The organism is Mesorhizobium sp. M8A.F.Ca.ET.208.01.1.1 (genome assembly GCF_004791315.1).
Taxonomy (GTDB): domain Bacteria; phylum Pseudomonadota; class Alphaproteobacteria; order Rhizobiales; family Rhizobiaceae; genus Mesorhizobium.
In genome coordinates, this window is the sequence record NZ_SRUT01000001.1 from 625,642 (window position 1) to 648,379 (window position 22,738).

Annotated in this window: 24 protein-coding genes; 1 reads left to right on the forward strand and 23 read right to left on the reverse strand. The window is 65.5% G+C overall.

Annotated features, from left to right (window positions below):
• Positions 1 to 8 precede the first annotated feature (8 nt).
• From EN851_RS03045 to EN851_RS36150, 18 genes are all read right to left on the reverse strand, one after another.
• Entirely contained in the window at positions 9 to 2,000 is a 1,992-nt protein-coding gene (locus EN851_RS03045; protein WP_135928515.1) for a conjugal transfer protein TraG, read from the reverse strand.
• A 28-nt stretch (positions 2,001 to 2,028) separates the two neighbouring features.
• Entirely contained in the window at positions 2,029 to 3,783 is a 1,755-nt protein-coding gene (locus tag EN851_RS03050; protein WP_135928516.1) for a DUF3363 domain-containing protein, read from the reverse strand.
• A gap of 247 nt (positions 3,784 to 4,030) precedes the next feature.
• The gene (locus EN851_RS03055) at positions 4,031 to 4,807 is read right to left on the reverse strand and encodes a lytic transglycosylase domain-containing protein (protein ID WP_135928517.1); all 777 of its coding nucleotides are present in this window, start codon (positions 4,805 to 4,807) and stop codon (positions 4,031 to 4,033) included.
• A gap of 4 nt (positions 4,808 to 4,811) precedes the next feature.
• Positions 4,812 to 5,147: a DUF736 domain-containing protein gene (locus EN851_RS03060; RefSeq protein ID WP_135928518.1), complete on the reverse strand. Its 336-nt coding sequence runs from the start codon at positions 5,145 to 5,147 to the stop codon at positions 4,812 to 4,814.
• 47 nt (positions 5,148 to 5,194) lie between these two features.
• Complete coding sequence (locus EN851_RS03065; protein ID WP_135928519.1) at positions 5,195 to 5,740, reverse strand: S26 family signal peptidase; 546 nt, start codon at positions 5,738 to 5,740, stop codon at positions 5,195 to 5,197.
• Entirely contained in the window at positions 5,737 to 6,255 is a 519-nt protein-coding gene (locus EN851_RS03070) for a DUF2840 domain-containing protein (RefSeq protein ID WP_135928520.1), read from the reverse strand. Before EN851_RS03070 ends, EN851_RS03065 begins: the two co-directional genes overlap by 4 nt.
• On the reverse strand, positions 6,252 to 6,506 hold the full coding sequence (locus EN851_RS03075) for a hypothetical protein (RefSeq protein ID WP_135928521.1): 255 nt from the start codon (positions 6,504 to 6,506) through the stop codon (positions 6,252 to 6,254). The genes EN851_RS03070 and EN851_RS03075 overlap by 4 nt, the downstream gene beginning before the upstream one ends.
• Entirely contained in the window at positions 6,503 to 7,141 is a 639-nt protein-coding gene (gene parA, locus EN851_RS03080; protein WP_135928522.1) for a ParA family partition ATPase, read from the reverse strand. Before parA ends, EN851_RS03075 begins: the two co-directional genes overlap by 4 nt.
• A complete protein-coding gene (locus EN851_RS03085; protein ID WP_210234917.1) occupies positions 7,138 to 8,217 on the reverse strand; it encodes a replication initiator protein A in 1,080 nt (359 codons plus the stop codon). Before EN851_RS03085 ends, parA begins: the two co-directional genes overlap by 4 nt.
• A gap of 20 nt (positions 8,218 to 8,237) precedes the next feature.
• Positions 8,238 to 8,519 (reverse strand): helix-turn-helix domain-containing protein, encoded by a 282-nt coding sequence (locus EN851_RS03090; protein WP_135928523.1) that lies wholly within the window; start codon positions 8,517 to 8,519, stop codon positions 8,238 to 8,240.
• Positions 8,520 to 8,660: 141 nt separating this feature from the next.
• Positions 8,661 to 8,996: a DUF2285 domain-containing protein gene (locus EN851_RS36975; RefSeq protein WP_245458729.1), complete on the reverse strand. Its 336-nt coding sequence runs from the start codon at positions 8,994 to 8,996 to the stop codon at positions 8,661 to 8,663.
• A gap of 133 nt (positions 8,997 to 9,129) precedes the next feature.
• Positions 9,130 to 9,435 (reverse strand): DUF6499 domain-containing protein, encoded by a 306-nt coding sequence (locus EN851_RS36980; RefSeq protein WP_245458730.1) that lies wholly within the window; start codon positions 9,433 to 9,435, stop codon positions 9,130 to 9,132.
• A gap of 119 nt (positions 9,436 to 9,554) precedes the next feature.
• Positions 9,555 to 9,821: a DUF2285 domain-containing protein gene (locus EN851_RS03105; RefSeq protein ID WP_135928525.1), complete on the reverse strand. Its 267-nt coding sequence runs from the start codon at positions 9,819 to 9,821 to the stop codon at positions 9,555 to 9,557.
• Between the two features lie 129 nt (positions 9,822 to 9,950).
• Entirely contained in the window at positions 9,951 to 10,196 is a 246-nt protein-coding gene (locus EN851_RS03110) for a hypothetical protein (RefSeq protein WP_135928526.1), read from the reverse strand.
• Between the two features lie 193 nt (positions 10,197 to 10,389).
• Positions 10,390 to 10,719, reverse strand: coding sequence for a DUF736 domain-containing protein (locus tag EN851_RS03115; protein WP_135928527.1), 330 nt, complete (start codon positions 10,717 to 10,719; stop codon positions 10,390 to 10,392).
• Between the two features lie 102 nt (positions 10,720 to 10,821).
• The gene (locus tag EN851_RS36145) at positions 10,822 to 11,121 is read right to left on the reverse strand and encodes a hypothetical protein (protein WP_189521752.1); all 300 of its coding nucleotides are present in this window, start codon (positions 11,119 to 11,121) and stop codon (positions 10,822 to 10,824) included.
• A 195-nt stretch (positions 11,122 to 11,316) separates the two neighbouring features.
• Positions 11,317 to 11,757 (reverse strand): hypothetical protein, encoded by a 441-nt coding sequence (locus tag EN851_RS03125; protein WP_135928528.1) that lies wholly within the window; start codon positions 11,755 to 11,757, stop codon positions 11,317 to 11,319.
• 137 nt (positions 11,758 to 11,894) lie between these two features.
• Entirely contained in the window at positions 11,895 to 12,059 is a 165-nt protein-coding gene (locus tag EN851_RS36150) for a hypothetical protein (protein WP_189521753.1), read from the reverse strand.
• Positions 12,060 to 12,351: 292 nt separating this feature from the next.
• On the opposite strand from EN851_RS36150, the gene EN851_RS03130 reads away from it, so the two are divergent.
• Positions 12,352 to 13,107 carry a hypothetical protein gene (locus EN851_RS03130; protein ID WP_245458731.1) on the forward strand — a complete coding sequence of 252 codons (756 nt, stop codon included), beginning with the start codon at positions 12,352 to 12,354 and terminating at the stop codon, positions 13,105 to 13,107.
• A 7-nt stretch (positions 13,108 to 13,114) separates the two neighbouring features.
• Here EN851_RS03130 and EN851_RS03135 read toward each other — a convergent pair whose 3' ends face one another.
• The 5 genes from EN851_RS03135 to EN851_RS03155 all read right to left on the reverse strand — a co-directional run bounded on the left by EN851_RS03135 (position 13,115) and on the right by EN851_RS03155 (position 22,701).
• Positions 13,115 to 14,038, reverse strand: coding sequence for a DUF2493 domain-containing protein (locus EN851_RS03135; protein ID WP_135929144.1), 924 nt, complete (start codon positions 14,036 to 14,038; stop codon positions 13,115 to 13,117).
• Positions 14,039 to 14,332: 294 nt separating this feature from the next.
• A complete protein-coding gene (locus EN851_RS03140; protein ID WP_135928529.1) occupies positions 14,333 to 15,370 on the reverse strand; it encodes a toprim domain-containing protein in 1,038 nt (345 codons plus the stop codon).
• Positions 15,370 to 19,692, reverse strand: coding sequence for a strawberry notch family protein (locus tag EN851_RS03145; protein WP_135928530.1), 4,323 nt, complete (start codon positions 19,690 to 19,692; stop codon positions 15,370 to 15,372). Before EN851_RS03145 ends, EN851_RS03140 begins: the two co-directional genes overlap by 1 nt.
• A gap of 178 nt (positions 19,693 to 19,870) precedes the next feature.
• Positions 19,871 to 20,428 (reverse strand): hypothetical protein, encoded by a 558-nt coding sequence (locus EN851_RS03150; RefSeq protein WP_245458733.1) that lies wholly within the window; start codon positions 20,426 to 20,428, stop codon positions 19,871 to 19,873.
• A 137-nt stretch (positions 20,429 to 20,565) separates the two neighbouring features.
• Positions 20,566 to 22,701 (reverse strand): ParB/RepB/Spo0J family partition protein, encoded by a 2,136-nt coding sequence (locus EN851_RS03155; protein WP_135928531.1) that lies wholly within the window; start codon positions 22,699 to 22,701, stop codon positions 20,566 to 20,568.
• Positions 22,702 to 22,738: the final 37 nt, after the last annotated feature.

Below are 22,738 nucleotides of genomic sequence, written 5' to 3' on the forward strand. Positions count from 1 at the left end.
ATCGCCTCCTACAGGTCCATGCCGTCGTTGGGATCGAGCGAGACCTGACGGGCCACGCCGCTCATCTGGCGGCGCAGCGCCTGCCGCTGGCGGGCGACATCTTCGGGCTCCTCGTCGAGCAGAACCGCGAACTCCTCCGCCGGCTGCTGGTCGGTCGTCTCCTTGACGATGGCCACATGATCGGGAAGCTCGGGCTCGCGGCGCAGGCCGCTATTGGCCGGATCGCCTTCCGCCTTCTCCATTTCGGCGAGCAGCAGCGCGTCGGGTTTCTGTGGGGAGCGCGCCGACCAGCCGTCCGCGCGGGACGTACGTCCGGACGTCTGCGGATCGGGTGGCGACAGCACCCGCTCCTTGAAGCGGGAGTCCTCATAATAGCGCGCCTTTTGCGCGCGGATCGGCGGGGTTCCGGCGATCATGACGATTTCTTCGGTCGGCGGAAGCTGCATCACCTCGCCTGGGGTCATCAGCGGGCGAGCGGTCTCCGAGCGCGACACCATCAGATGGCCGAGCCAAGGCGAAAGCCGGTGCCCTGCATAGTTCTTCATCGCCTTCATTTCGGTCGCGGTGCCGAGTGCATCGGAGACGCGTTTCGCTGTCCGCTCGTCGTTAGTCGCGAAGCTGACACGGACATGGCAGTTGTCGAGGATCGAGTTGTTCGCCCCGTACGCCTTCTCGATCTGGTTCAGCGACTGCGCGATCAGGAAGCTCTTGATGCCGTAGCCGGCCATGAAGGCGAGTGCGGACTCGAAAAAGTCGAGACGGCCGAGCGCCGGGAACTCGTCCAGCATCATCAGCACGCGATGCTTTCGCTCCTTGGCGTGCAGGTCCTCCGTCAGACGGCGGCCGATCTGATTGAGCACGAGGCGGATGAGCGGCTTGGTCCGTGAGATGTCGGATGGCGGCACCACGAGGTAGAGCGTCGCCGGACGCGGATCGGCGATCAGGTCGGCGATGCGCCAGTCGCAGCGCCGCGTCACCTGGGCGACGACGGGATCGCGATAGAGGCCAAGAAACGACATGGCGGTCGAGAGCACGCCGGAGCGCTCGTTGTCGGATTTATTGAGGAGTTCGCGCGCCGTGGAGGCGACGACGGGATGCGGCCCCTTCGCCCCAAGATGCGGCGTCGTCATCATCGCCTTCAGCGTCGTCTCGATCGGCCGCTTCGGGTCCGAGAGGAAGCCGGCGACGCCGGCAAGTGTCTTGTCTGCTTCCGCGTAGAGGACATGCAGGATCGCGCCGACCAGCAGCGAGTGGCTGGTCTTCTCCCAGTGATTGCGCTTGTCGAGCGAGCCTTCCGGATCGACCAGCACGTCGGCGACATTCTGGACGTCGCGGACTTCCCAATCACCGCGGCGCACTTCGAGCAGCGGATTGTATGCGGCGGATTTCGGATTGGTCGGGTCGAAAAGCAACACGCGGCCACGCTTCGCCCTGAAGCCGGCGGTGAGCTGCCAATTCTCGCCCTTGATGTCATGGACGATGGCCGAACCCGGCCAGGTCAGCAGCGACGGCACAACCAGCCCAACGCCCTTGCCGGAGCGTGTCGGCGCGAAGCACAGCACATGCTCGGGCCCATCATGTCGGAGATAGTCGCGCTCCAGTTTGCCAAGCACTACGCCATCCGGGCCGAGCAGCCCTGCCGCCTTCACCTCTCCCTTATCGGCCCAACGCGCCGAGCCGTAGGTCTCGACGTTCTTGGCTTCCCGCGCCCGCCAGACCGACATGCCGATGGCGACCGCGATCGAAATGAAGCCGCCCGACGAGGCGATGAAGGCGCCGTGTGTGAATATCTCCGGCGCATAGGCGTCATAGGAGAACCACCAGGCGAAGAAGGCGGGCGGGAAATAGATGGGCATGCCGGCGAGCCTGAACCAAGGCGCTCCGAGCTGGGCCTGAAATCCAAGCTGCCAGGCGACATACTGCGTCGCGCCCCAAGTCGTGATCAAGACGATCAGGAACACAATAATGATCTGGCCCCAGAGGATTTTGGTCGCGGACATAGGCGTCCTCCTTGTCTCTTGTTCGTGGCTAAAGGCCGAGGTCGCGCTGGCGCCCCAGGCTCCACTCGATGCCGCCGCCATCGCGGGCGACGCCGGCGATGTGCTGGCCTAGCTTGCGTTCGATCTCGCGCGACCAGGGCACGAGCTGGAAGCCAAGCCCGTTGTCGATCATGGCGAAGCGGCCCGAGGAGAGCGTCAGCCGCTGGCTATAGGTGCCCGAGACATGCTCGCCGGCCGCAGCCTTCACTTGAGGCAGGCCAGTCTCGGCCGACAGCTTCTCGCCCACGGCGTCCAGCTCGCGGCGGCGCAGCGAGCTGAGGAGATCGCGCTGGAGCATGATGCGCTGGCCCTGGCGGCGACCGAGCCCTTCGTCAGCGAGATGTTCGGCCCGGGCCTGCATAGCGTCGCGCGCCTCGCGGCCGAATCCACCCATGGAGAGGGGCATCTGGTCGCGCTCGACCAGACGGTGGTCGAGCCAGGTGGCGCCCGGCGCGGTGATCTGGCTGCGCAGATCGAAGTCAGAACGGGTGGCGAGCACCAACGTCGGCCGCTGGTCCTCCGGGCCGCCGAACCGTCGAACCTCGACGATGCCGCCGACTGGCGGCGCATGCTCGAAGGCCTCGATGCCATGGAAGCGGACGTGGTGGGCGCGGCCGTCGGTCCCGTCGATTACGGCATAGGCTTCACCGGTCAGCTCGTCGTGGAGACCCTTGTCGACCAGCCGGCCGATGATCGGCGAGCCGGCCCCGCCGTCGATCACATCGGCGACGCTACGATCCTGGCCGCGCTCGGTGAAGGCGCGGTGCATGGTCTTGATGACGTCGCCGCGCATGCCGAGGTCGCGAAGATGGCGTTCAGCTTCCATGCCGACCATCCACTCCCCGGAGCCGGTCGAGGTGGCGAGCCCCATCTTCTCGAGACGCTGAAGACGGCCGATCATCAGGCGGCGGATCTCCGGGTTAGGGGCGTCGCTGGAGTCGGGGCGCAGGTCGATGGCGCCGACGTCGTCGGCCTGGCCGCGGATCTCGACATCGAGGCGGGTCCACCGCTCGGCGGTGACCTCCTTCTCCAGGGCGCTACGGATTTCGTGCTCAGGTTTTGGGCCAAGCTCGATCGCCACCAGATCCTCGGCGCGTGACCGAAGACCGCGGCTGATATAGTCGCGCGAGATCACGAGATCGGCGCCGGTCTCATCCACACCGCGCACGAGCAGATGGACGTGCGGATTGTCGGTGTTCCAGTGGTCGACTGCGACCCAGTCGAGCCGCGTCCCCAGATCGGCTTCCATTTGGCTCGCGAGTTCGCGCGTAAAGGCCTTGAGGTCGGTCATCTCGCCGGTGTCCTCGGGCGAGACGATGAAGCGGAAATGGTGCCGGTCGTCCTTAGACCGGTCGGCAAAGGCGAGATCCTCAGTGCGATCGGAGCCGGCGTCGAACATCACGCCCTTTTCTCCGTCCCGGCTGACGCCTTCGCGCTTGAGGTAAGACAGATGCGCCGACAGCGGCGCGGAGCGGAAGGATCGGCCCTGATGCCGCACGACGCGCGCCTTGACGACGACGCGGCGGGTCGAGTTGAACAGGCGGCTGCGGCTGAAGCTGCCGCGCCCCCGGCCAAAGGTCGAGCGGCCATAACCGGACGCGCGTCTGCCTGACGCCGAGGCGCCGGTATGGCCCGCCTTTTTTGCGGCCCGCAGCACCTGGCTAAGGAAGCTCTTCGCCTTCGGCGCACGCGTGGTGTTGATGCGCGCAGGCCGGACCCGAAAATCGCTATCGCCCTTGGTCATGACGCAGCTCCGAGGAGCAGCATTTCGGGGCCGTGCATATGGAGGCTTTGAAATTCCTCAATAAAAACGGGCTTCATGCCCGCGACCGACCGCCATGCACGCCAAAACGCGAGCCTCTTCAGAGGCTTACAGCGTTTCGGGCATGCGCTTTTATCTCGCCGTCTGTTGGTCGTGTTTCCCTGCCGTCCCCATCCTCCTGCCCAACCTGATCGGAAGCCCGCTACACCGCGCCAAAGTGCGAATGCCGTCATTGTGGCTCTCCCATACGATTGCGGGCGACGAACAGGCCGCCCGACTGAGGCGCGATGGCAGAGACATCGCGTGCGATCGTTGCTATTGGCGCATCGTCCCGCGTACCGCCGCGCTGCACAGGATCGGCAGTCGTGGTGCGCTCGAACTGCGCGATGAACAGCGGCGCTCTGGTCCAGGCGTGCGGATTGGCGGCGGCGGCGACGGTCGCCGAAGCGGTTAGTTCACCGCCGCCGAAGATAGGGAGGAGCGCGGCCACATAGGCGCGTGTTTCCGCCGGCAAGGGACGGCCGGCGAGATATTCCTCATATCGGCCTGGTCCCGCATTATACGCGGCGAGAAAACCCGGCGAGCCGTAGTGATCGTGCAGTTCGCGCAGATACGCCGCGCCCGCCAGGATGTTGTCGCGCGGATTGAAGGGATCCGTGCCGAGCGAATGACGGACGCGCAGCTCCGCCCAGGTTCCGGGCATGAGCTGCATCAAGCCGATCGCGCCCTTCCGCGAGACAGCGCGCAGGTCGTTCGCGCTCTCGACACGCATGACCGCCCTGATCCAGGCCGCCGGAATGCCAAAGCGCCGTGCTGCCTCGGCGATGTGGGCTGCATAGGGATCGATGGAAGTCGCATGGTCGCCCGGCACACTCTGCGCCAGCGTGATGCCCGATGGCGCGCCGACGAGAAGCAAGCCGGAAAGGAGAAGGAGGCCTGCATGCAGGGCGGCACGATGACGCCCGGCAGCAGTGCTTTTGCGACGAGGGAGGAAGGGCCAGGGCATCGGCTCATTCCCGCTCGGAGCGTCTTGGCGCGCGGTTCCAGTGCAGGCCCCAGGCGGTCTTATCGTCGCCTGACTGGAACAGGTTAGCGCGGATCGGCTGCACGAAGACGGGATCGTCGAGCTGCAATGAGACGTAGTCGCCGGCGCGTTCGCCAGTGCGTTTCCAGCCAGCGCCGACCTCCGGTCCGTCTTCGTCGCCGAGGTGGATACGATAGTCTGGGGCGTTCTCAGCGTTCGACGGTTCGGCCGAAACCAGCGTCAGTTCAACGTCGAGCGAGAGCGTGCGGACGCGGCCGGAGTAGCCCGATTTCGTGTGGGTGAATTCTCCGATCTGGGGCATGGGAAGGCTCCTTTGCTATGCGGTGGAGGACGGGATGGACGTGCGTGTCACCGCGTTGGCGCGCGCCATTCGAAGCGGCCGTTGCCCCCTTCATCGGTGTAGAGAGGCGTCGCCCGGCCGATGATCGTGTCGGTCGAAACGGGGCCGAAGTAGCGGCCGTCGAGGCTGTCGCGGACCTGCCAGTTCATCAGAAAGATCTCGCCCACGGCGATGACGCGGCAGCCTTGCCAACTCGGCAGGGCTCGGCCCAATCGGTCGCGATCGAGCGCCTCGGCCATGTCGATGCCATCGACCGAAATCGTGCGGCCCGCGCGACAGACGCGCTGCCCGGCAACGCCGGCGACGCGCTTCATCAAAGGCACGCCGTGCGGCAGGTAACCGCGCTCGGCCAGGAAGGTCGCGAGCGGTTCGGGGGCATCGACGGCGAGGAGGTCCGCGGTCTGGGGCAGTTCGTCGGAGTCGATCGCGTAGAGCCCAAGCGGGGCACTCGCGGAGGCGTTCCAGATGAATTTGAGCGGCAACGGAAGGAAGGCCGCGATGGCGACACCCATTGTCGCGAAATACGTCGCCATGACGTAACCGAAGCGGCTCATGGCTCGGCCCTCCGGCGCAGAAGGAAGGCTTGATGCTGATCGGCGCTGTAGGCGCGGGGTGTCTCGCCCGCGGTCAGGCGATTGTGGACGTGGCGCCAGTGATCGGGCGAAACGTCGACCGGATCCACGCCGATCGCCTCGATGGCGTCGATCGCCTGCAGCACGCGCTCGACCTTTGGCCAGCCTTCGATCTTCAACAGGATGTCGCCACCAGGCCGCACGAAGGGCAGCGTCTGGAACGGCGCACCGGCGCCAACCGCGCGCACGATGTCGATGCGCGAGATGACCGTTCCGAACTCGTTCGCCGCCCAGCGGACGAAGGCGAAGGCGCTGTTCGGCGCAAAGCCCATGACACGGCGGCAGCGATCGATGATCTGCTCGTAGGTGTCGTGGCCGAAGCGGATCCAGTTTTCGGTTTTCTTCTCGATCCACGTTAGTTCAACCAGCGTTGTGAACGGGGGCGGGCCGGCCGGCGCGGGGCCGCCGCGCACGCGGGGAGCCGCAGTGCCGGTCATGATGGCTCTCCCTCGGTGCTCGGAAATTCGCGCGCGAGCAACTCGCGCAGCATGTCGGCGACAGTGACGCCGCGCTGGAAGGCGGCGATCTTGATGCGCCCGCGCAGGTCCGGGGTGACGTCGATGGTCAGCCGGGCGGTGAAGCCGCCATCGGCCATCCCGCGCGTTGCGGACGCAGCGGATGCCTTGACCCAGCCCTCGGGATCGGCGGGGCGCGTGGCGAAACTGCGCTTCGGGGATCGCTCGCTCATAGCGCGACCCTCCCGATCTCGGCGCAGAGCGCGGCGATCTCACGGGCAGCGGGGCTGTCTTCATCCAGTTCGGAAACTAGGCGGCCGGATTGCGCAGCGTCAGCGAAGGCGACGCGCTGGCCGATGGTGGCGCTCAGCACCGGCGGATCGTGATCGGCAAGCGTCTCGGCCGTCGCGCGGGCGATGACAGTGCGCGCACCACAGCGGTTCAGCACGAAGCGGGCGGCGAGCTGCGGCCTATAGATGCGCGCCTCGCTGAGCAGCGATAGCATCTCGGCCGAGGCCCAACCGTCGAACGGAGAAGGCTGCACCGGGATCAACACCAAATCGGCAGCGAGCAGCGCCGAGCGCATCAGCCCGGCGACACGCGGCGGGCCGTCGATAACAATGTGATCGGCGTCTCGCGCCAGCTCCGGAGCCTCGCGATGCAGCGTGTCGCGCGCCAGACCAACGATGCCGAAAAGCCTCGGGAGCGCTTCGCGAGCGCGCTGCTGCGACCAGTCGAGAGCGGAGCCTTGTGGGTCCGCGTCGATCAGCGTGACGCGCTTTCCCCCGGCGGCCCATTCGCCGGCGAGATGCAGGGCCAGCGTCGTCTTGCCGACGCCACCTTTCTGATTGAGGAGCGCGACGATCATTTCGCCTCTCCCGATGCTGGATCGAGAGGCAGGGAGGTCGCGTTTTCGGGCCGGCCGGCGATGTTTTCCACATCGCGCGCGCGTCTTCTAAAGTTAGATTCTTGGTTAGACTCTAAGTTAAGGGCGCCATTCCGGGTTTGTTTTCCGTGACTTATGCCCTGTTTGGGTTCCCGATAGCACGAGCCTGCGGTTCCCGATGGCACGATAGTCCCGGTTCCCGATAGCACGAGGCCGTCCACAGCTTGTCCACAGGGGGCCGACGGTTCGAAGGCGAGCAGCACTCGGCCGCCGATTTCGACTTCGATGAACAGCGTGTAGCCTGGGAGCGGCTGACGGCGGATGATGTCGCGCAGCTCGAAGGCGAAGCGTTTGAAAGGGGAGAGGCTTCCGGATTTCTGATGGAGGTGACGGAAGTCGAAGCGCCAGCCGTTGCGTTGCTTGCCGCCGTGCTTGCGCACTAGGCGATAGAGCCAGCGGTCGAGCCCGCCGGTGAGATCGAAATACGCCCGGTCGATCGTGAGCACGAGCGCGTCATCGAGGACGGCGCGATAGAACCAGTCGGGGACGATCAACTCGATGCCGGCCGGCCTACCGTTGCGGTCGATGCGCTCCTGCCATTCGTTGATCCAGGAAAATCGATGCCGGCGACCTTCCGCCGGCTGGCGGATCGAGGTGGCGACGGTGGTCGACTGAAGCCTGTCGAGGGCGGCCTTCAGCCGCTGGTAGTCACGCAGGCCGACGCCGCGGCCGATGAAGTTCAAAATCTCATAGGGCGTCGCCGCCATCAGGCGCGATGTGCGCAGACCCGCGTCGCGTGCCTCGACGATCTGGCTCGCCGCCCAGATCAGGATGTCAGCATCCCAGATGGTCGCCATGCCGTGATCGGGCACCGCCTCGACACGGATCGACACGTCGCCGGCGACGAAGTCGATCGGCGCGGTGCGATGTGATTTGGAGAGGGAGAAAAACGGATAGGCCATGAGATCCTGCGTGTCGCGAGGCGCGAAGTCGCCGGGAAGTGCGTGGAACAGATCGAGTTGTCCGCGCTCCGAGAGTGGGCGATGTCGAGCCGTCATTGAGAGGGAACCCGAAGCGGTCAGCGCGCGTGGCGGCTGGCATGCGCGGGCGGCGCGGTGTCTTGGCGCTTGGCGGGAAGCACTGTGCCGCGCGGATCAGAGGTCGAGGTAACGGCGCCGCGTTCGGTCCAGGCCTGCAGGTCGTCGACAGCGTAGACGACACGGCCACCGAGCTTGCGATAGGAGGGGCCAGTTCCGTAGGTGCGGTGCTTTTCGAGGGTGCGAGCGGAGAGACTGAGGAATTCGGCGGCTTCCTTGGTGCGTAGAAAGCGCGGCGGCAAAACAGCGAGATCAGGTCTCATGGATAGGGCCTCCGTGGTGTTCGTTGAGGCCGCTGGCGTTCAGCGGCTGACGAAGGCCACGATGGCGAAGGGAAACCGCGTAGATGCAGTGGGGAGTTGGTGGGTGCTAAGTTCCCACACCGCTGGCCACGTATGATCCGGCTAGGGTCGGCGACGATGACGAAGCAGCTTGCGATAGCCGCCCGCGATCATGGCGAGGCCGTCCTTGATCAGGTCCATGGTCGCGTAGCGTTCCGGCGCGTTTTGCCAGTCGTCGCGACGGATGGGCTTGAGCCGGAAGATCACTTGCGCGATCTCAAGCTGGCTCGCGCCGTAACGATGTCCGTCAACGGCCTGCAACATGCGCCGCGCGCGGGCCAGTTGCTGACGGGTGAGGCGCGTGTCTGGTGGAATGGCGCGGCCATGGAGGGACGCGAGAAGTCGCGCGACCGCCTCCATGCGATCGAAGCCCTCGATACCAAGCGGGATCACGGCCACGAGTGGCGCGCCGGCCGATCCGTCAGCGGGAAACGCAAGGTGCAGACGTTGCCCATTGCTCAAATCGTGCAGGACGTGGGGGCCGTATTCTGATGCCTGATCGCCTACGTGTCCCGGCTGCGGGAGGGGCGTCCTATCCGCAGCGAAGGACGCTGGCGCCGGTGTCAGTATCACCGAGCCGGTGTCTTCTTCCGGAAGCCAGAACACTCGCGTTTCGGTGGATTTCCGAGCAGGGGCGACAAGGAAATCGCAAACCCCACCGTCGGCCAACGCGTTCGATCAGTGGTGGTGAATCTGTCGAAGCGCTGCTGAATTCGGCATAATCGCGCTGATACTCATCGTTTCGTCGCAACCATTCCCAACCGATATCGGGGGCAGTGAGCTGATCGACGTAATCGTAGCTTGATGACGATCGCCACCGGGATCTGTCGTGCGACATGGAAATCCTCCTAGCTCGCAATATTCACGCGTTTCGAGCTGGCTACAATTCCCGGTTGAGCGATGAGAAGGAAGTCCCTGGCCCGGCAACAGGTGTTGCCGCCGCGGCATCACCACGGCTCAGTGACGATAGCCTTCGCGGACAAGCTCGCGATAGCCGTGGGTCGTCATCCAGCGGGCACGGGCGAGATGGGTGCCATAGACCCGCCGGGCACGCTCGGGGTCTCGGTCTGGATCAAGGCCGAAGAGAATACGGACGGCCTCGCGCCAATCGGCGCCGTCCGTCTCCGCGTCGAGCAGGCGCAGATAGAGCTTCATGTGCTCACGATCATAGGACGTGAGCACCACGCTAGCCGGCGGCTCGTCTAGAAAATCTACCTTGGTCACAGTTCTCCCCTGGAATTATTCTTATCCATTCCGGAGCGAATTGTTAACCATACGCCGGTTGCCGCGCAGCAAAACCTGCGTCGTTGACGGCAACGTCCCGACCAAGGCCTGAAGCTTGCAGATTCGGCTCTATCGTTTGTCGATCTTCCCACGGACCACCATCACGCCTTCGCCTTGGTCGGTGGTCAGGAGGAGGATGCCATGGCCTTCAAGTGCCCGCCGGACCTGATCGCGCGTGGTCTCATACACATCGAGCCCGCTCGCGGATTCGAGGCGCTTCAGCGCGGTCAGTGATACCTGGGCCTTGTCAGCGAGCGTCTCCTGGTTCCATCCGAGCAACGCGCGTGCGGCCCGTGATTGTCGGGCGGTGATCATGCATGATCACCTCCCACCAACACCAACCAACACGCTAGAACTACGACTATTATAGTCGTTCTGCGTGGTCGGCGCTAGCCGATACTGCCTTAGATAGTTGGCGCGGCAGCCATTCGGGTGTCAACTGATTCGGTCGCCCACAAAGCGGAAGGCCCCGCCCGGTTCGATCCGGGCGGGGCCATGGTCGGGGGTCTCACTCCCCGTTGCGGCGGCCGTTGGGGCGGGACCAGATGAGGCTGTAACCTTCGCCTTCCTCGTCGTCGAAGAGGTTGGCGTAGATTGGAGCGGTGAAGCTCGGATCGTCCAGCTTCAGGCCCAGATAGTCGCGACCCTCATTGGAGCGCTTCGACCAGGCGGCGCCGATTTCGACCCGGCCGACGAAGACGCGGTGGCTGGGGGCGTTGTCGCCGGAGCGGTTGGCCTCGGGCACGACGCGGACGTTCTTGGTCTGCAGGCTGAGGGTGACGATTTCGCCGGTGAACTCGTTGTTGCCGGTCTTCTTGAAGGTGCCGATAGTCGCCATGGTAGTTCTCCTTGAACTCTGTTCCGAGCCCGCACCATTGCGGCCTCGATGGCGATCGGTGGGCCGGAGGCGATCGACGCGGCATCGCTTGCGACCGCAGCGTCAGCGGAGGATGGCAGCCAGGCGAGTTTCTTGTTTCGCGAGGAATGTCGGCGCAGCCGGCAGGGGAAGAAAGTCGATCGGCGCCATTGCGGCATAGGCGATCGAGGCGCAGCCGACCTTCGGCCAGATCAGCCCATTGAAGAGGCCGTTTTGGAGCGGTCGACCTGATAGAGATGCATCAACGGAGAACGTGGCGACACCGCGTCCCGCGGAGATCTGGCTATGACGTCCGCCGGTGTCGATGCTTCCGTCGCCCAGGCCTTCGGGGATTCGGAAATTGTTGCCAAACACCGAGTTCAAGACACGGACAGCAACAGACCTTCGTCAGCCGAGAAGCGTGCGCCACTGGATCTCAATCATCGCTCCAATGAGGCGACAGGCGGTGATCGGTCCGAGCTGCCTGTTCGTGCCCTCGCTGCGTCCCCCAACGCTCGTGACGATCCAGGCGGAAGGGTCCCGCCCAGCGCCTAGTCTACCCCCGCCGCTTCGGTGCGTTCAACCCTGCGCTAGGCCCTGTCCGGTCGAACCGGGCGTCGCCATTGCAGCCATTCGCATCAGCGCCGTCACGCCAACCGCGACCGCGCCAACAACGGAAAAGGCGATCTGCCAACCCTCTGACGGCATGGTGTGTTTCACGATGCCATGTGTGGCGTGGTAGCCGGCGAGCGCGGCGGGAGCGACGAATGCGAGCGCGATTGCTATGCGTGCCCAGATCGGCCGGACGAAAACGAGCAGGAGTTGGCCGATGCCGAAGGTGAGCCCGGCTGCGAGCGCGCCGACGAGGATGGCGCCGAGCCACCCGGCGCCGGTGTCATAGGCCCACATTCCGGCGGTGACGCCCGCGAAGAAGGGCAAAGCGAAGATGGCGAGCGTGAACAGCAACCAGCAGAGGAAGCCGATGGCCGCGATGCTGAAGAGAATGCCGATGAAGATCATGGTGGTTGTCTCCGCGAGAAAGGTCTGACGGTCGCGCCTTCCACCACCACCACAGCGCGATCTTGAGTATAAATGAAGAAGTGCGGCGGCGGGAGCGGAAATCCAGCAGGATCTCCGCCTCGCCAGAGCAACGCCCGTTAGGGGGCGAAGGGATCGATCTCCGCCACGACCTCGGCGTCGCCGTCGAACTCGGTGATGGGCGTGACCGAATGCGTGCCGTCGCCGGCCTTGAAGATGACGATGGCGACCATGAGGGTGGCGGCGAGGCTGAAAGCGTATGCGTGTGCATCGTTGAGGGACATCGTTCCGGCTCCTGTCTTGGAGGCGGGAGACCATCTCCCGCGCGACAGGCGCCCGATGTGTCTGGCCGAGGGCCGCAATCACCGCGGAGGCAAAGCCGCAGCGGCGGCATGCGTGCATAGCCGACCCTTCACGGGTTGATGGCGTCAGGCCCTCGGCCGGACCAAGGACGAGCGCGATGGAAGCGGGAGATGGTGTCTCGCTTTGACCGGAGCTAGGGTCGCTCCTCAACAGCCTCGCTGCGTTGGATTCGAGCCGTGTCCTGGTCGTCCGCGTCGGAGGACACGGGGGCGAATGATGGAAGCCGGATTTCACATTCCAGACGGTAACGAGGCTCTGCGGGATGATATCCCGGCGGTGGTCGAGCTGATCGAGCGGACAGCCCGATGGGTCAACCCAGAGACTTTCCGCCGTCTGCCGATCTGGGCGCCACATACTGCGCGCGGTCGAGCGCTCTACGATGCAGCATGGTCGCGTCGCTATACGAACACGCGCAAGGCGACGAAGATCACGGCCGAAAAGTTCGAGGGAAATGTCGCCGCGCTCAACGCTCTGGTTGCCGCTCTGGGTGGCGCGTCGCCAAAGCCGAAGAATTGGACTGTCTGTCACATCTGGGGTTACGACGATCCGTCATTCGCGCAGCAAAGCAGCGTCGTGCAGGATCCGCGCTTCTTCTCCTGCGTCGCTAACATGGTGTGGTTGCCGACCCCGCTGAAGGGGTTCACCGACACCCTCCCTGAGATCAAGGCGATGTTGCGCGTATGCTCTTTCCATCTGTACGGATGGGCGTGTGAGCACCAGTCGGTTGCGGCGCAGGCGGAGCAGGTGCGATCCGGTTGGACCCCGCCCGACTACCCAAAGAGTTGGCCTAGTGCGGAACGGCGTGGCGTCCTGCCACCAGGAACAGCGCCGTTCACATCGCGTATCGAGGGCGAGATCGCCAAGCGAAAATCGAAGATCCGATCCGATCTCGTCAACGCCGATTTTCTGCACTACCCTAAGGCCGAGGTCGAAAGTGTGCTGAAGTTCTGGAAGGTGGATCTGGGCTAGCCGGCGCTCACGCGCCGCCGAACTTCCACACCGGGATTCCGAGCTTCTTGGCCTTGTCGGCGAGGTTGTCGTTGATGCCGGTGCCGGGGAAGTGCATCACGCCCTTCGGCAGGATTTCCAGCATCTCGTCGTTGCGCTTGAAGGGCGCTGCGCGGCCGTGCTTCGTCCAGTCCGGTGCGAAACCGATCTGCGGCACGTTCCGGTTCGTCGCCCAAAAGGATGCGATCTTCTCGGCGCCCTTCGGCGACTTGCCGTGCATCAGCACCATGTCCGGGTGCTTTTCGTGGACCTGGTCGAGCTTGGCCCAGATCAGCCGGTAGTCGTTGAAGTCGAGCCCGCCGGTGACAAGGATTTTCGGACCAGGGGGAAGAAGGATCGTCTGCTCGGCGCGCCGTTTCGCTGCCAGGAAGTCGCGGCTGTCGATCATCGCCGAGGTGAGATTGCGGTGGCTGACCCTTGATCCGCTGCGCGGAAGCCAGGTCTTGCCGACGTGGCGTTCGTAATGTTCGGCTGCCTGGTCGCGCATCAGTTCGAAGGCGTTCTGGCGCTCGATCAGCGTCATGCCCTCGGCGGTCAGGCGCTCCAGCTCGACCGACTTCACCTCGCTGCCGTCCTGTTCCCGCTGCGCCCGCTTCTGGGCCTGCTCGTTATCGTCCAGTTCCCGGCTGATCCGGTCGGTGGCGCGGTGGAAGACGTTGACGGTCGACCAGAGGAGATCGCCGAGGTCGGGTTCGAGGCGCGTGTCCTCCAGGGTGCTAATCAGGGCGTCGAAGATGTCGGCGACGGCGCCCGCGACCTGGTTGCCATCGGGCAGAAGCCGCTGGTCGGGCTCGTCGGTGAAGGGGCGATAGCCGTAGAGCTGGAGTTCGTTGAGGACAGGGTCTGTGGGTGAGGGTTCGTGATGCGGTTCGTAGTCGTCGTGCTCGCGCATGGGATGCTCTGTCGGTTGGACCGCGACCGTCGCGGCCTTCATGGCGACGAAGCCCACGGGCCGGACGGCCGGGCACCCGGAGTGCGAGCGGAGGGCTCGATGGCTAAGGCCGGCTATTTTGTCTCGCGATGGAAAGGCCCGCAGGGCCGCCGGAAAATAGTCGGCCGCCGCCATTGCCCGGCTGGCCGGCTTGTGGGCCGATCGCCCCCTAGAAGGCCGAGGCGCGGTCCGCCTTCGACGGATTGACGCGTCCGCCGAGCACGGCGGCGTCCCGCACTCCCGTTCTCCTGCCGGCTATGCCGCCAACGCCATGAAGCGAGCCACGTCCTGCGGTGCGACCTGCAATCGGGTTCCCATCCGCAGCGCATCCAGGCCGAGGGTGCGGAGATCCTCGTTGAAGTCGCCCAGTTCGGGCGAGATGACGATCGCCTCGATCCCCGCCGCATTGGCCCGTTCGATCAGGCTGTCGCGCGCCCCGTCACCGGCGGGATCGTTATCGCGGACGATGTAGAGCCGCCGCAGTGTGTCGGGGAACAGGATGGCGGCGAGATGGGCTGCCGAGAGCGCCGCCAACATCGGCATGTCGGGAAGGACTTGCCGGAGCGACAGCACGGTCTCGATGCCTTCGCCGGCCGCCATCACCTCGCCACCGATGCCGAAGCGGACCGCATGCCTGAGAAGATCACCCATCGCCCGCCTTGGCGTGTCGATCGGAGCCTTGTCGCGACGGCGCGGATCGAGCCAGGTGCGATGCGCCCCGGTGATCTTGCCGTCGAGGTCGGTGACGGCCGCGATCATTGCCGGCCAGGTTTCGGTCGGCGAATGCTCGTCGGGGCGATAATAGCAGCGCGGGTGGTAATGCAGGCTTCCGGTTCCGCGTAAATCCGTAATGCCGCGTTCCCGGAGATACGCCTGTACGAGCGTGCCGTGGATCGCTTGCGACATGCGGATCAGCCGTCGGGCCGCTTCGGGCGAGCCGTGCGGCGTCGTGGTCTGCACCTGCGGTTCGCGAGGTCCCCGCTCGGGTGTGGGCATGCTGAGAAAGGTCCGGGCCTCGTCCGCGACGTCCTTGAAATCGATGAGGCCGCAACTCTCGCGGATGACGTCGAGGAGATCGCCATGCTCGCCGGTCGCGGCATCGGTCCATTTGCCGGCGAGGCCCTTCGGCGAGTCCTTCAGCCGCACGTACATCGACCGGCCCGGCGTGTTGCGCACGTCGCCCACCAGCCAGTAGCCGCCCTCGCGGCGACCGCTGGGGAGGTAGTGCCGGCACACCGCCTCGGCCTGCCGGCCGAGACGATGGGCAAGATCGGAAGGGTCCTGACGTGCCATCACGCAGCCTCCCGCTCGGAGATGCGCGCCACCGGGAAGGTTTCGAGCAACTTGGCGAGGACGCCAGGCCCGGTCGCGTCGACCGGCACGAAGAAGCGGAGCTTCCACGAGATGATCTCGCTGAACAGGCCATAGGCCCGCAGACGATCCCGCATGGCCTCGGCGAAATTGGTCAGTTCCAGTCGGTGGGCGCTCATGACCCGAGCGCGGCGGAGCTGGAGCCCATCGGCGAGATCGAGGATCGTCGTGCCGTCCATCAAGGCGGCGAAAGCCTGCTCCGGGGTCAGCGACGCGGCGTCCGTCGTCACGGCGTTCGCCGCCCAGGCGGGCGAGACGCGGCGGCCGATGATGCGCTCGCCTGCATCGGTCTGGAGCCGATAGACCCGCGTCGACTCGTGCGGCAGACGCTTCCAGATCGGCAACAGCAGGCCGGCGACGATATGGATCGTGCTGTCGGAGAACTCCGGCACCTCGTTCAGTTCCGCACACCACGCTGCCGCGAAGGTGCCGTGATCGGCTTCCTCCCAGTGGCTCTCGTCCATCATGCGCAGCGGGGCATATTGCTGTTCCATAGGCCGGACCAGGCAGACGCGCCGCTCGATCTCGCCATCGTCGAGCATCATTGATGGGGCGGGGATCTGCACGGCGGCGCGGCCGGAGCGGCCGTTGACCAAGAGCTGCGCCCGTGGATCGGAGAGAAGGTCGAGCGCGTCTGCTAGCGTCGTCGGCCGATTGCACTGCCGGCGCGTGATGGTGAGCAGCCGCGTCTCCGCGCCGGTGCCGGCATGCGTGTGGATCATCTGGCTGTCGGTGACGACGAAGCTCTCGGCATGCAATGTCTCGAGCCCGATGTCATAGACGCCGCTGCGGATCGCGCCCTCGACCTTGGCGGTAAGGAGCTGCTCGAAGGCGGTGAAGAGCACGCCCTGCAGGTCGATGGTGAGGGCCAGCAGGCGATTGAGGAAGGTGGTGATCGGTGGCAGTTCGTCCTTGATGCCGTTGTCGTCCATTAGCTTCAGCCCGGTGGCGGACTCGAAGCGGTCGAGCGAGCAGCCCTCGACCTTGCCGCGGACGAGCAGTAGGTAGAGCTGGCGCAGCGCATCGCGGGCATACGGACTTTCGAGATTGTCCTCGGGCCGGAACAGGCCCTGGCCGCCGGTCTGGCGTTGGCCGCGCGTGATAGCGCCGAGCGTGTCAAGCCGGCGCGCGATCGTCGAGAGGAAGCGCTTCTCGGCCTTCACGTCGGTGGCGATCGGCCGGAAGAGCGGCGGCTGCGCCTGGTTGGTTCGGTTGGTGCGGCCGAGGCCCTGGATCGCGGCGTCGGCCTTCCAGCCGGCCTCCAGTAGATAGTGGATGCGCAGGCGCTGGTTCCTGGCGGCAAGGTCCGCGTGATAGCTGCGGCCGGTGCCGCCGGCGTCCGAGAAAACGAGAACGCGCTTCTGGTCATCCATGAAAGCGGCCGCCTCGCCGAGATTGGCCGACGCTGCCCGGTTCTCGACGACAAGGCGCTCGCCCTTGCGCACCACGCGCCGCGAACGGCCGGTCACCTCGGCGACGACATCGGTGCCGAAGCGCTGGACGATCTGGTCGAGGGCGCCGGGAACAGGCTCCAGAGAGGCGAGCCGCTCGATCAGCTTGTCGCGGCGGGCGACGGCTTCCCGGCTCTCGACGGGTTGGCCGTCCCGGTAGACCGGCCGCGACGACAGATTGCCCTCGCTGTCGGAGAACGGTTCGTAGAGCTGCACCGGGAAGGAATGGGCGAGGTAGTCGAGGACATATTCGCGCGGCGTGATGTCGACGCGCACGTCGTTCCATTCCTCGGTGGGGATCTCGGCGAGGCGTCGTTCCATCAGCGCTTCGCCGGTGGAGACAATCTGGATGACGGCGGTGTGCCCGTCGGCTAGGTCCTGCTCAATGGAGCGGACGAGCGTCGGGGTCTTCATGCTTGTCAGCAGATGGCCGAAGAAGCGCTGCTTGGCGCTCTCGAAGGCCGAGCGCGCCGCCGACTTCGCCTGTCGGTTCAGTGTGCCGCTGTCGCCGGTGATGTTGGCGGCCTGCATCGCCGCATCGAGATGATTGTGGATGATGGCGAAGGCGCCGGCATAGGCGTCGTAGATGCGGGTCTGCTCGGGCGTGAGCTGATGCTCGACCAACTCGTATTCGATGCCGTCATAGGAAAGCGACCGGGCCGTGTGGAGCCCGAGCGAGCGCAGATCGCGGGCGAGCACCTCCATGGCCGCGACGCCGCCATTCTCCACCGCCTCGACGAACTCGGCGCGATTGGCGAAGGGGAAGTCGTCGCCGCCCCAGAGACCGAGCCGCTGGGCATAAGCGAGATTGTGGACGGTGGTGGCGCCGGTCGCCGAGACGTAGACGATGCGGGCGTTGGGGAGCGCGTGCTGGAGCCGGAGCCCGGCACGGCCCTGCTGCGACGGGGCCACGTCGCCCCGTTCTCCCTTGCCGCCGCCGGCATTCTGCATCGCGTGGGACTCGTCGAAAATGATCGCTCCGTCGAAGTCGGAGCCCAACCATTCGACGATCTGCTTGACGCGCGAAAGCTTCTCCCCGCGGTCATCGGACCGTAGCGTAGCATAGGTGGTGAATAGGACGCCTTCGTGCAGCCGGATGGAAGTCCCTTGCGGGAAGCGCGACAGCGGCGTGACTAGCAGGCGCTCCATGCCGAGGGCTGACCAATCGCGCTGGGCGTCTTCGAGCAACTTGTCGGACTTGGAAATCCAGACGGCCTTGCGGCGCCCCTGGAGCCAATTGTCGAGAATGATGCCGGCGGACTGGCGGCCCTTGCCGGCGCCCGTGCCGTCGCCGAGCATGAAGCCCCGGCGGAAGCGGATGACGTTCGGCGCATCATCCGGCGCAGCGGTGACGAGATCGCCGGTCTCGTCCACGGTCCAGGCGCCGCTGAGAAATTCGCCGTGGGCTTCGCCAACATAGATGATCGTTTCGAGCTGAGCGTCGGACAGCACGCCGTCGGTGACGATAGCCACCGGAAGCGTCGGACGGTAGCTCGGCTTCGGAGGCGCGATTGACGCCATGGCGGCCGATTGCACCAGTTTGGTGGGATGCGGCTGCGCGCCCGGGATGCGGATCGACTGGAGCGTATAGACCTCGTAGATCGAGTCCGACAGGCGGCCACCCTCGGGCGGCGTCCAGTCCACGGTCTCATAGTCGAGCGGCACGCCCTCGATCTCAGCCGTGCGCCGGGCGGGCGCTGCGGCTGCCGCCCGGGCGAGATAGCCGCGAACGGTGCGCGGTGCGGCGTCGGGCCTTGCCTTCGGCAGCGTGACGGCGAGCCGTGGTGGGACGTCCCGCTCGATCCAGGCGAGCAGCGTCGCCACGTCCGCTGCAACACCAGGGGATTCGGGAAAGCGAGCCGCATCCTTGGCCGGCGCTTTGTCGATGACGGTCAGGCGCGTTTCGATGCTCGTGCCGTGCTTGGCATAGACCGAGCCCGCGATCGCCGCGGTGAACACGACGCGGCTGCGCTCCTGCAGCCGGACGAATCTGTCTCGCCAGGCCGGCAGCTCGGGCGAGAGATTGGCGCCGGTGATCGCGACCAACCGACCGCCCGGAGCGAGCCGCGCAAGCGCCGAGGCGATGTGGCGATAGGCGGCGTCCGCCACACGCCCGGAGACGTTCGCCATGACGGAGAATGGCGGGTTCATGATGACGACGCTGGGGATGGCGGCGCGATCGAGGTGATCGTGGATCTGGACTGCGTCGAAGCGCGTGACCGAAACGGCCGGAAAGAGGGCTGCGAGCAGATCGGCGCGAGCCTCGGCCAGCTCGTTGAGGATGAGATCGGAGCCGGCGACCTCCGCCAGGATCGCGATTAGGCCGGTGCCGGCCGAGGGCTCCAGCACCCGATCTGAGGGTGTAAGCGACGTGGCGGTCAATGCCGCCAGGCCGAGAGGGATCGGCGTCGAGAACTGCTGGAAAGCCTGAGCTTCCTCAGACCGGCGCGTATGGGTCGGTAGCAGGCTCGCGATCTTGGTGAGCGCGGAGAGACGTGCAGCCGGAGACGCGGCTTTGCGGAAAAGCGGCTTTCCGTATTTGTGCAGGAACAGGACGGTGGCTGCCTCACAGGCGTCGTAAGCCGTCTTCCAGTCCCAGGCGCCGCTGGCGTCGGACGCACCGAAGGCCTGTTCCATGGCGGAGCGAAGGACCGCGGCGTCGACGGGGCGGCCCTTTTCCAGATGAGGGAGGAGGTGGCCGACAGCAGCAAGGATGGCGGAGGCTGGAGGCGCTTTGAGTGCGGGCTGAGGCGGGGTCGCGGGCTCGACCGCGGGGAGCAGGGAGTAAGGCATGGAGGAAACCTCGGAGAGCAGGACACGGTGAGCGGGCCCGGCGCTCTCTCTCGACCGGACGGGCTCAAACCCGTCCCGGCCGTCCTCTTGCTCTCGAACTTCCCGCGTTGGGCAGCGCCCGACGCGGGCATTAAAAAAGCCCGGCTTTCGCCGGGCCTCCTTTGGGGGTGTGAAGCAGTCAGTGAGGGCGCTTCATTTCCTGCGCCATGGCCTCGACGACCAGCTCGAACCGTTCCGGATCGCGAACCGCCTCCTTGAGGCGGTCGGTCCATTCGGGATGAGTGTGGGTCCAGTTCATCATCATACGCGCGTCGACGCCCCGATGTTTGACGAGAAAGTTGCTGATCTTCGCCGGTATGAAGCTCGCGACCGATGCGGCATTAGTCGGCTTTGCGCGCGCCAGGATGATGAAGGCACGCGAGAAGCTCTGGAGATCGTCCTCGTCGGCGAGCTTCGTCATCAGATCGAGGACTGCCCCGGAAGAGTGAGTGTAGGCGGCCGAGCCGTGCTCGGCAATCGCATGGGCGATGCGGGTCTGGGTTTCTAGTGTCACTGTTTTCACCTCGTGGTGGAGGCCTTCGAGCGCTTCGGCTTTTTTTCGACGCTCCTCGGCCAGGTTACGGATATCTTCGGCGTCCTTTTCAGTGGGGACCCACACCTTCACCTCCTGCCATCCGGCGGCGACGCGGATCTCGCGTTGCTTCTGGACACGGGAGAGTGGCTTCTTGTCGGTCATGGGCGCTCCTCGCGATCTAGACATCATAGGGTGGTACGTCGTATGGTGGTACGAAATAAGGTGGTACGTTAATCTGAATTTGTCAAGGGCGCGATTCGAGAAGAGTGGACGGGGCGGCCGAAGCCGCCCCGCGAACGTCACTCCGCGGCGACTAAGGCGACCGGATCGTCCTCGGCGTCGGCCATCTCCGAGTCCTCCTCATTGGAGGAGAGGAATTGCGGCAGCTCGACTGCCGCGCCGGCCTCGCCCGTAGAGAGCTGAGCAGCGCTCGGCTCGTCGACGACCAGCCGCAGGGGCTCCGGCAGCCATCCGGTGTCGGCCAGCAGGCGCTCGGCCTCCTTGGCCATATCACCCTTCTTCAGGTGGTCGATGAGCTGGGCGGCCTGCGCGCCGGCGCCTTCGCGAACTGCTTCGAGAATGCGGATCTTGGTGACGCGGCCGAGGTAATTGCCGGAGGTTGGGCGCCAGCCGGCGTCGACCATGTCGAGACCCACTGCCTGCGCAAGCCTGTCGGCCTGGCCGACGCGGCGATCCAGGTTATGCTGCGACAGGCCGGCGCCGCCGTACCGATCGACCTTCTCGACCAGCGCGTTGACGCCATAGCTGACGCAGTGCGCAAGCAGCGCCATCCTACTGGTGTCGTCGAGGCCCGCGATCCAGTCCCATAGCGCGTCATCGTCGGTCGGCACGTCGGCCTTCCAAGCCTCATGGCGCTCGGCGACCGACTTGGCGGACGGGCTGTCCTTGAGGTCGTCCGGCTGGGCGGGAAAGAAAACGTGGCGGACCGACGCTTCTAGGCAGGCGCCGCTCGCAGACGTTCGAAGGAAGGTGTCGGTTACGAGCTTGTGGAACAGCGCCGTCATGGCGACGTGCGGATTGCCGGCGACTGCGTCACGGAGCGCGAGGGTTCGATAGGCGGTGAGTTCGGTCACCAGACGCTCGGGGAGCGGCTTGATGACATCGTCATCGTCTTCCTCCTGCTCAACGGGCGCACCGCCCATGGTGATGACGGCGCGTCGGACCGTGGTCTCGGCGGCTCCGGTCTCCGTGCCGGGCTCGACGGGCTCTCCTACGGGCTCTGCGGGCGCTTCGTCCTCGGGTCGGATATAACCTCGGTCGATATCGAGCGTGCCGTTGGCGTCTATGCTGACGAAGACGCCGGCGCGCACGACCTCGGTCGCGTCGTAGAGGGTGGGGCGGTTGTCGAAGGTCGCAAGGGACGTCTTGATCTCGCCAAGGCGCTGGTCGACCTCGTCGGGCAACTCGTCGGCCCCTTCAAACTCGGCTTCGAGCTTGTCGTATTCCGCCTTCAGGGCCTCGATCGCCACCTGTTCATCGACAGTCAGATCGGTGGGGTGGCCGACCAGCTCACGCAGGCCGTTCGCGGCGCCATAGGGAAAGCTGACGGCGACCGCGACCCACTTCCAGCCCTCGCGCGCGATCTCCTCGCCTGCGACCTTGAGGTTCTCGGTGACAAGCTGATCGAGAAGCGAGACATCCTGCAGCCAGCCGCCGTCATCGTCCTCGAACAAATCCCGCATGATCGCGCCGCCGGCGGCCTCGTAAGCATCGAGGCCGACGAACACGGCCCGCTTGTCGGAAGCGCGCGCGGTTTGCTCGGTCAGCATGCGCCGGATCTGGTATGGCTCCTTTGACCAAGCGTTCTTGATGGCGTCCCAGACCTGCTCCTGTCGGGCGTGATCGCTGGAGACGGTGAAAGCCATAAGCTGTTCGAGCGTCATGTCGTCGGCCTCGTAGACCTCCAACAGCGCCGGCGAGACAGTGAGGAGCCGGAGACGCTGCTTGACCACCGGCACCTGAACTAGGAAGGCCGAAGCGATCTCTTCTTCCGACATGCCCTTCGACAGCATCGCGGCGAATGCGCGGAACTGCTCGAGAGGTGTCAGCGGCAGCCGTTCGATATTTTCGGCGAGGGAAACCTCTTCTGCCAGGATCGGGCTCTTGGCGTCGCCGACAACACATGGGACCGGCGCGGTCTTGGCGAGTCGCTTCTGCTTCACCAGAAGGTCGAGAGCGCGGTAGCGACGGCCCCCGGCGGGGACGTCGAACATGCCGGTCTCGGCGCCATCGGCGTCGAGAACTGGGCGCACGTGAATGCTCTGGATCAGTCCACGACGGGCGATCGACGCCGCCAGGTCCTCGATCGAGATGCCGTCTTTTCTGGTCCGAACGTTGGTCTGGGAGAGAATGAGCTTGTTGAAGGGAATGTCGCGCGAGGACGACAGGACGATCTTCTGAACAGCAGTAGCCATCGGGATTTACTCCGCGACGGGCGGTCGGGAGACTCTC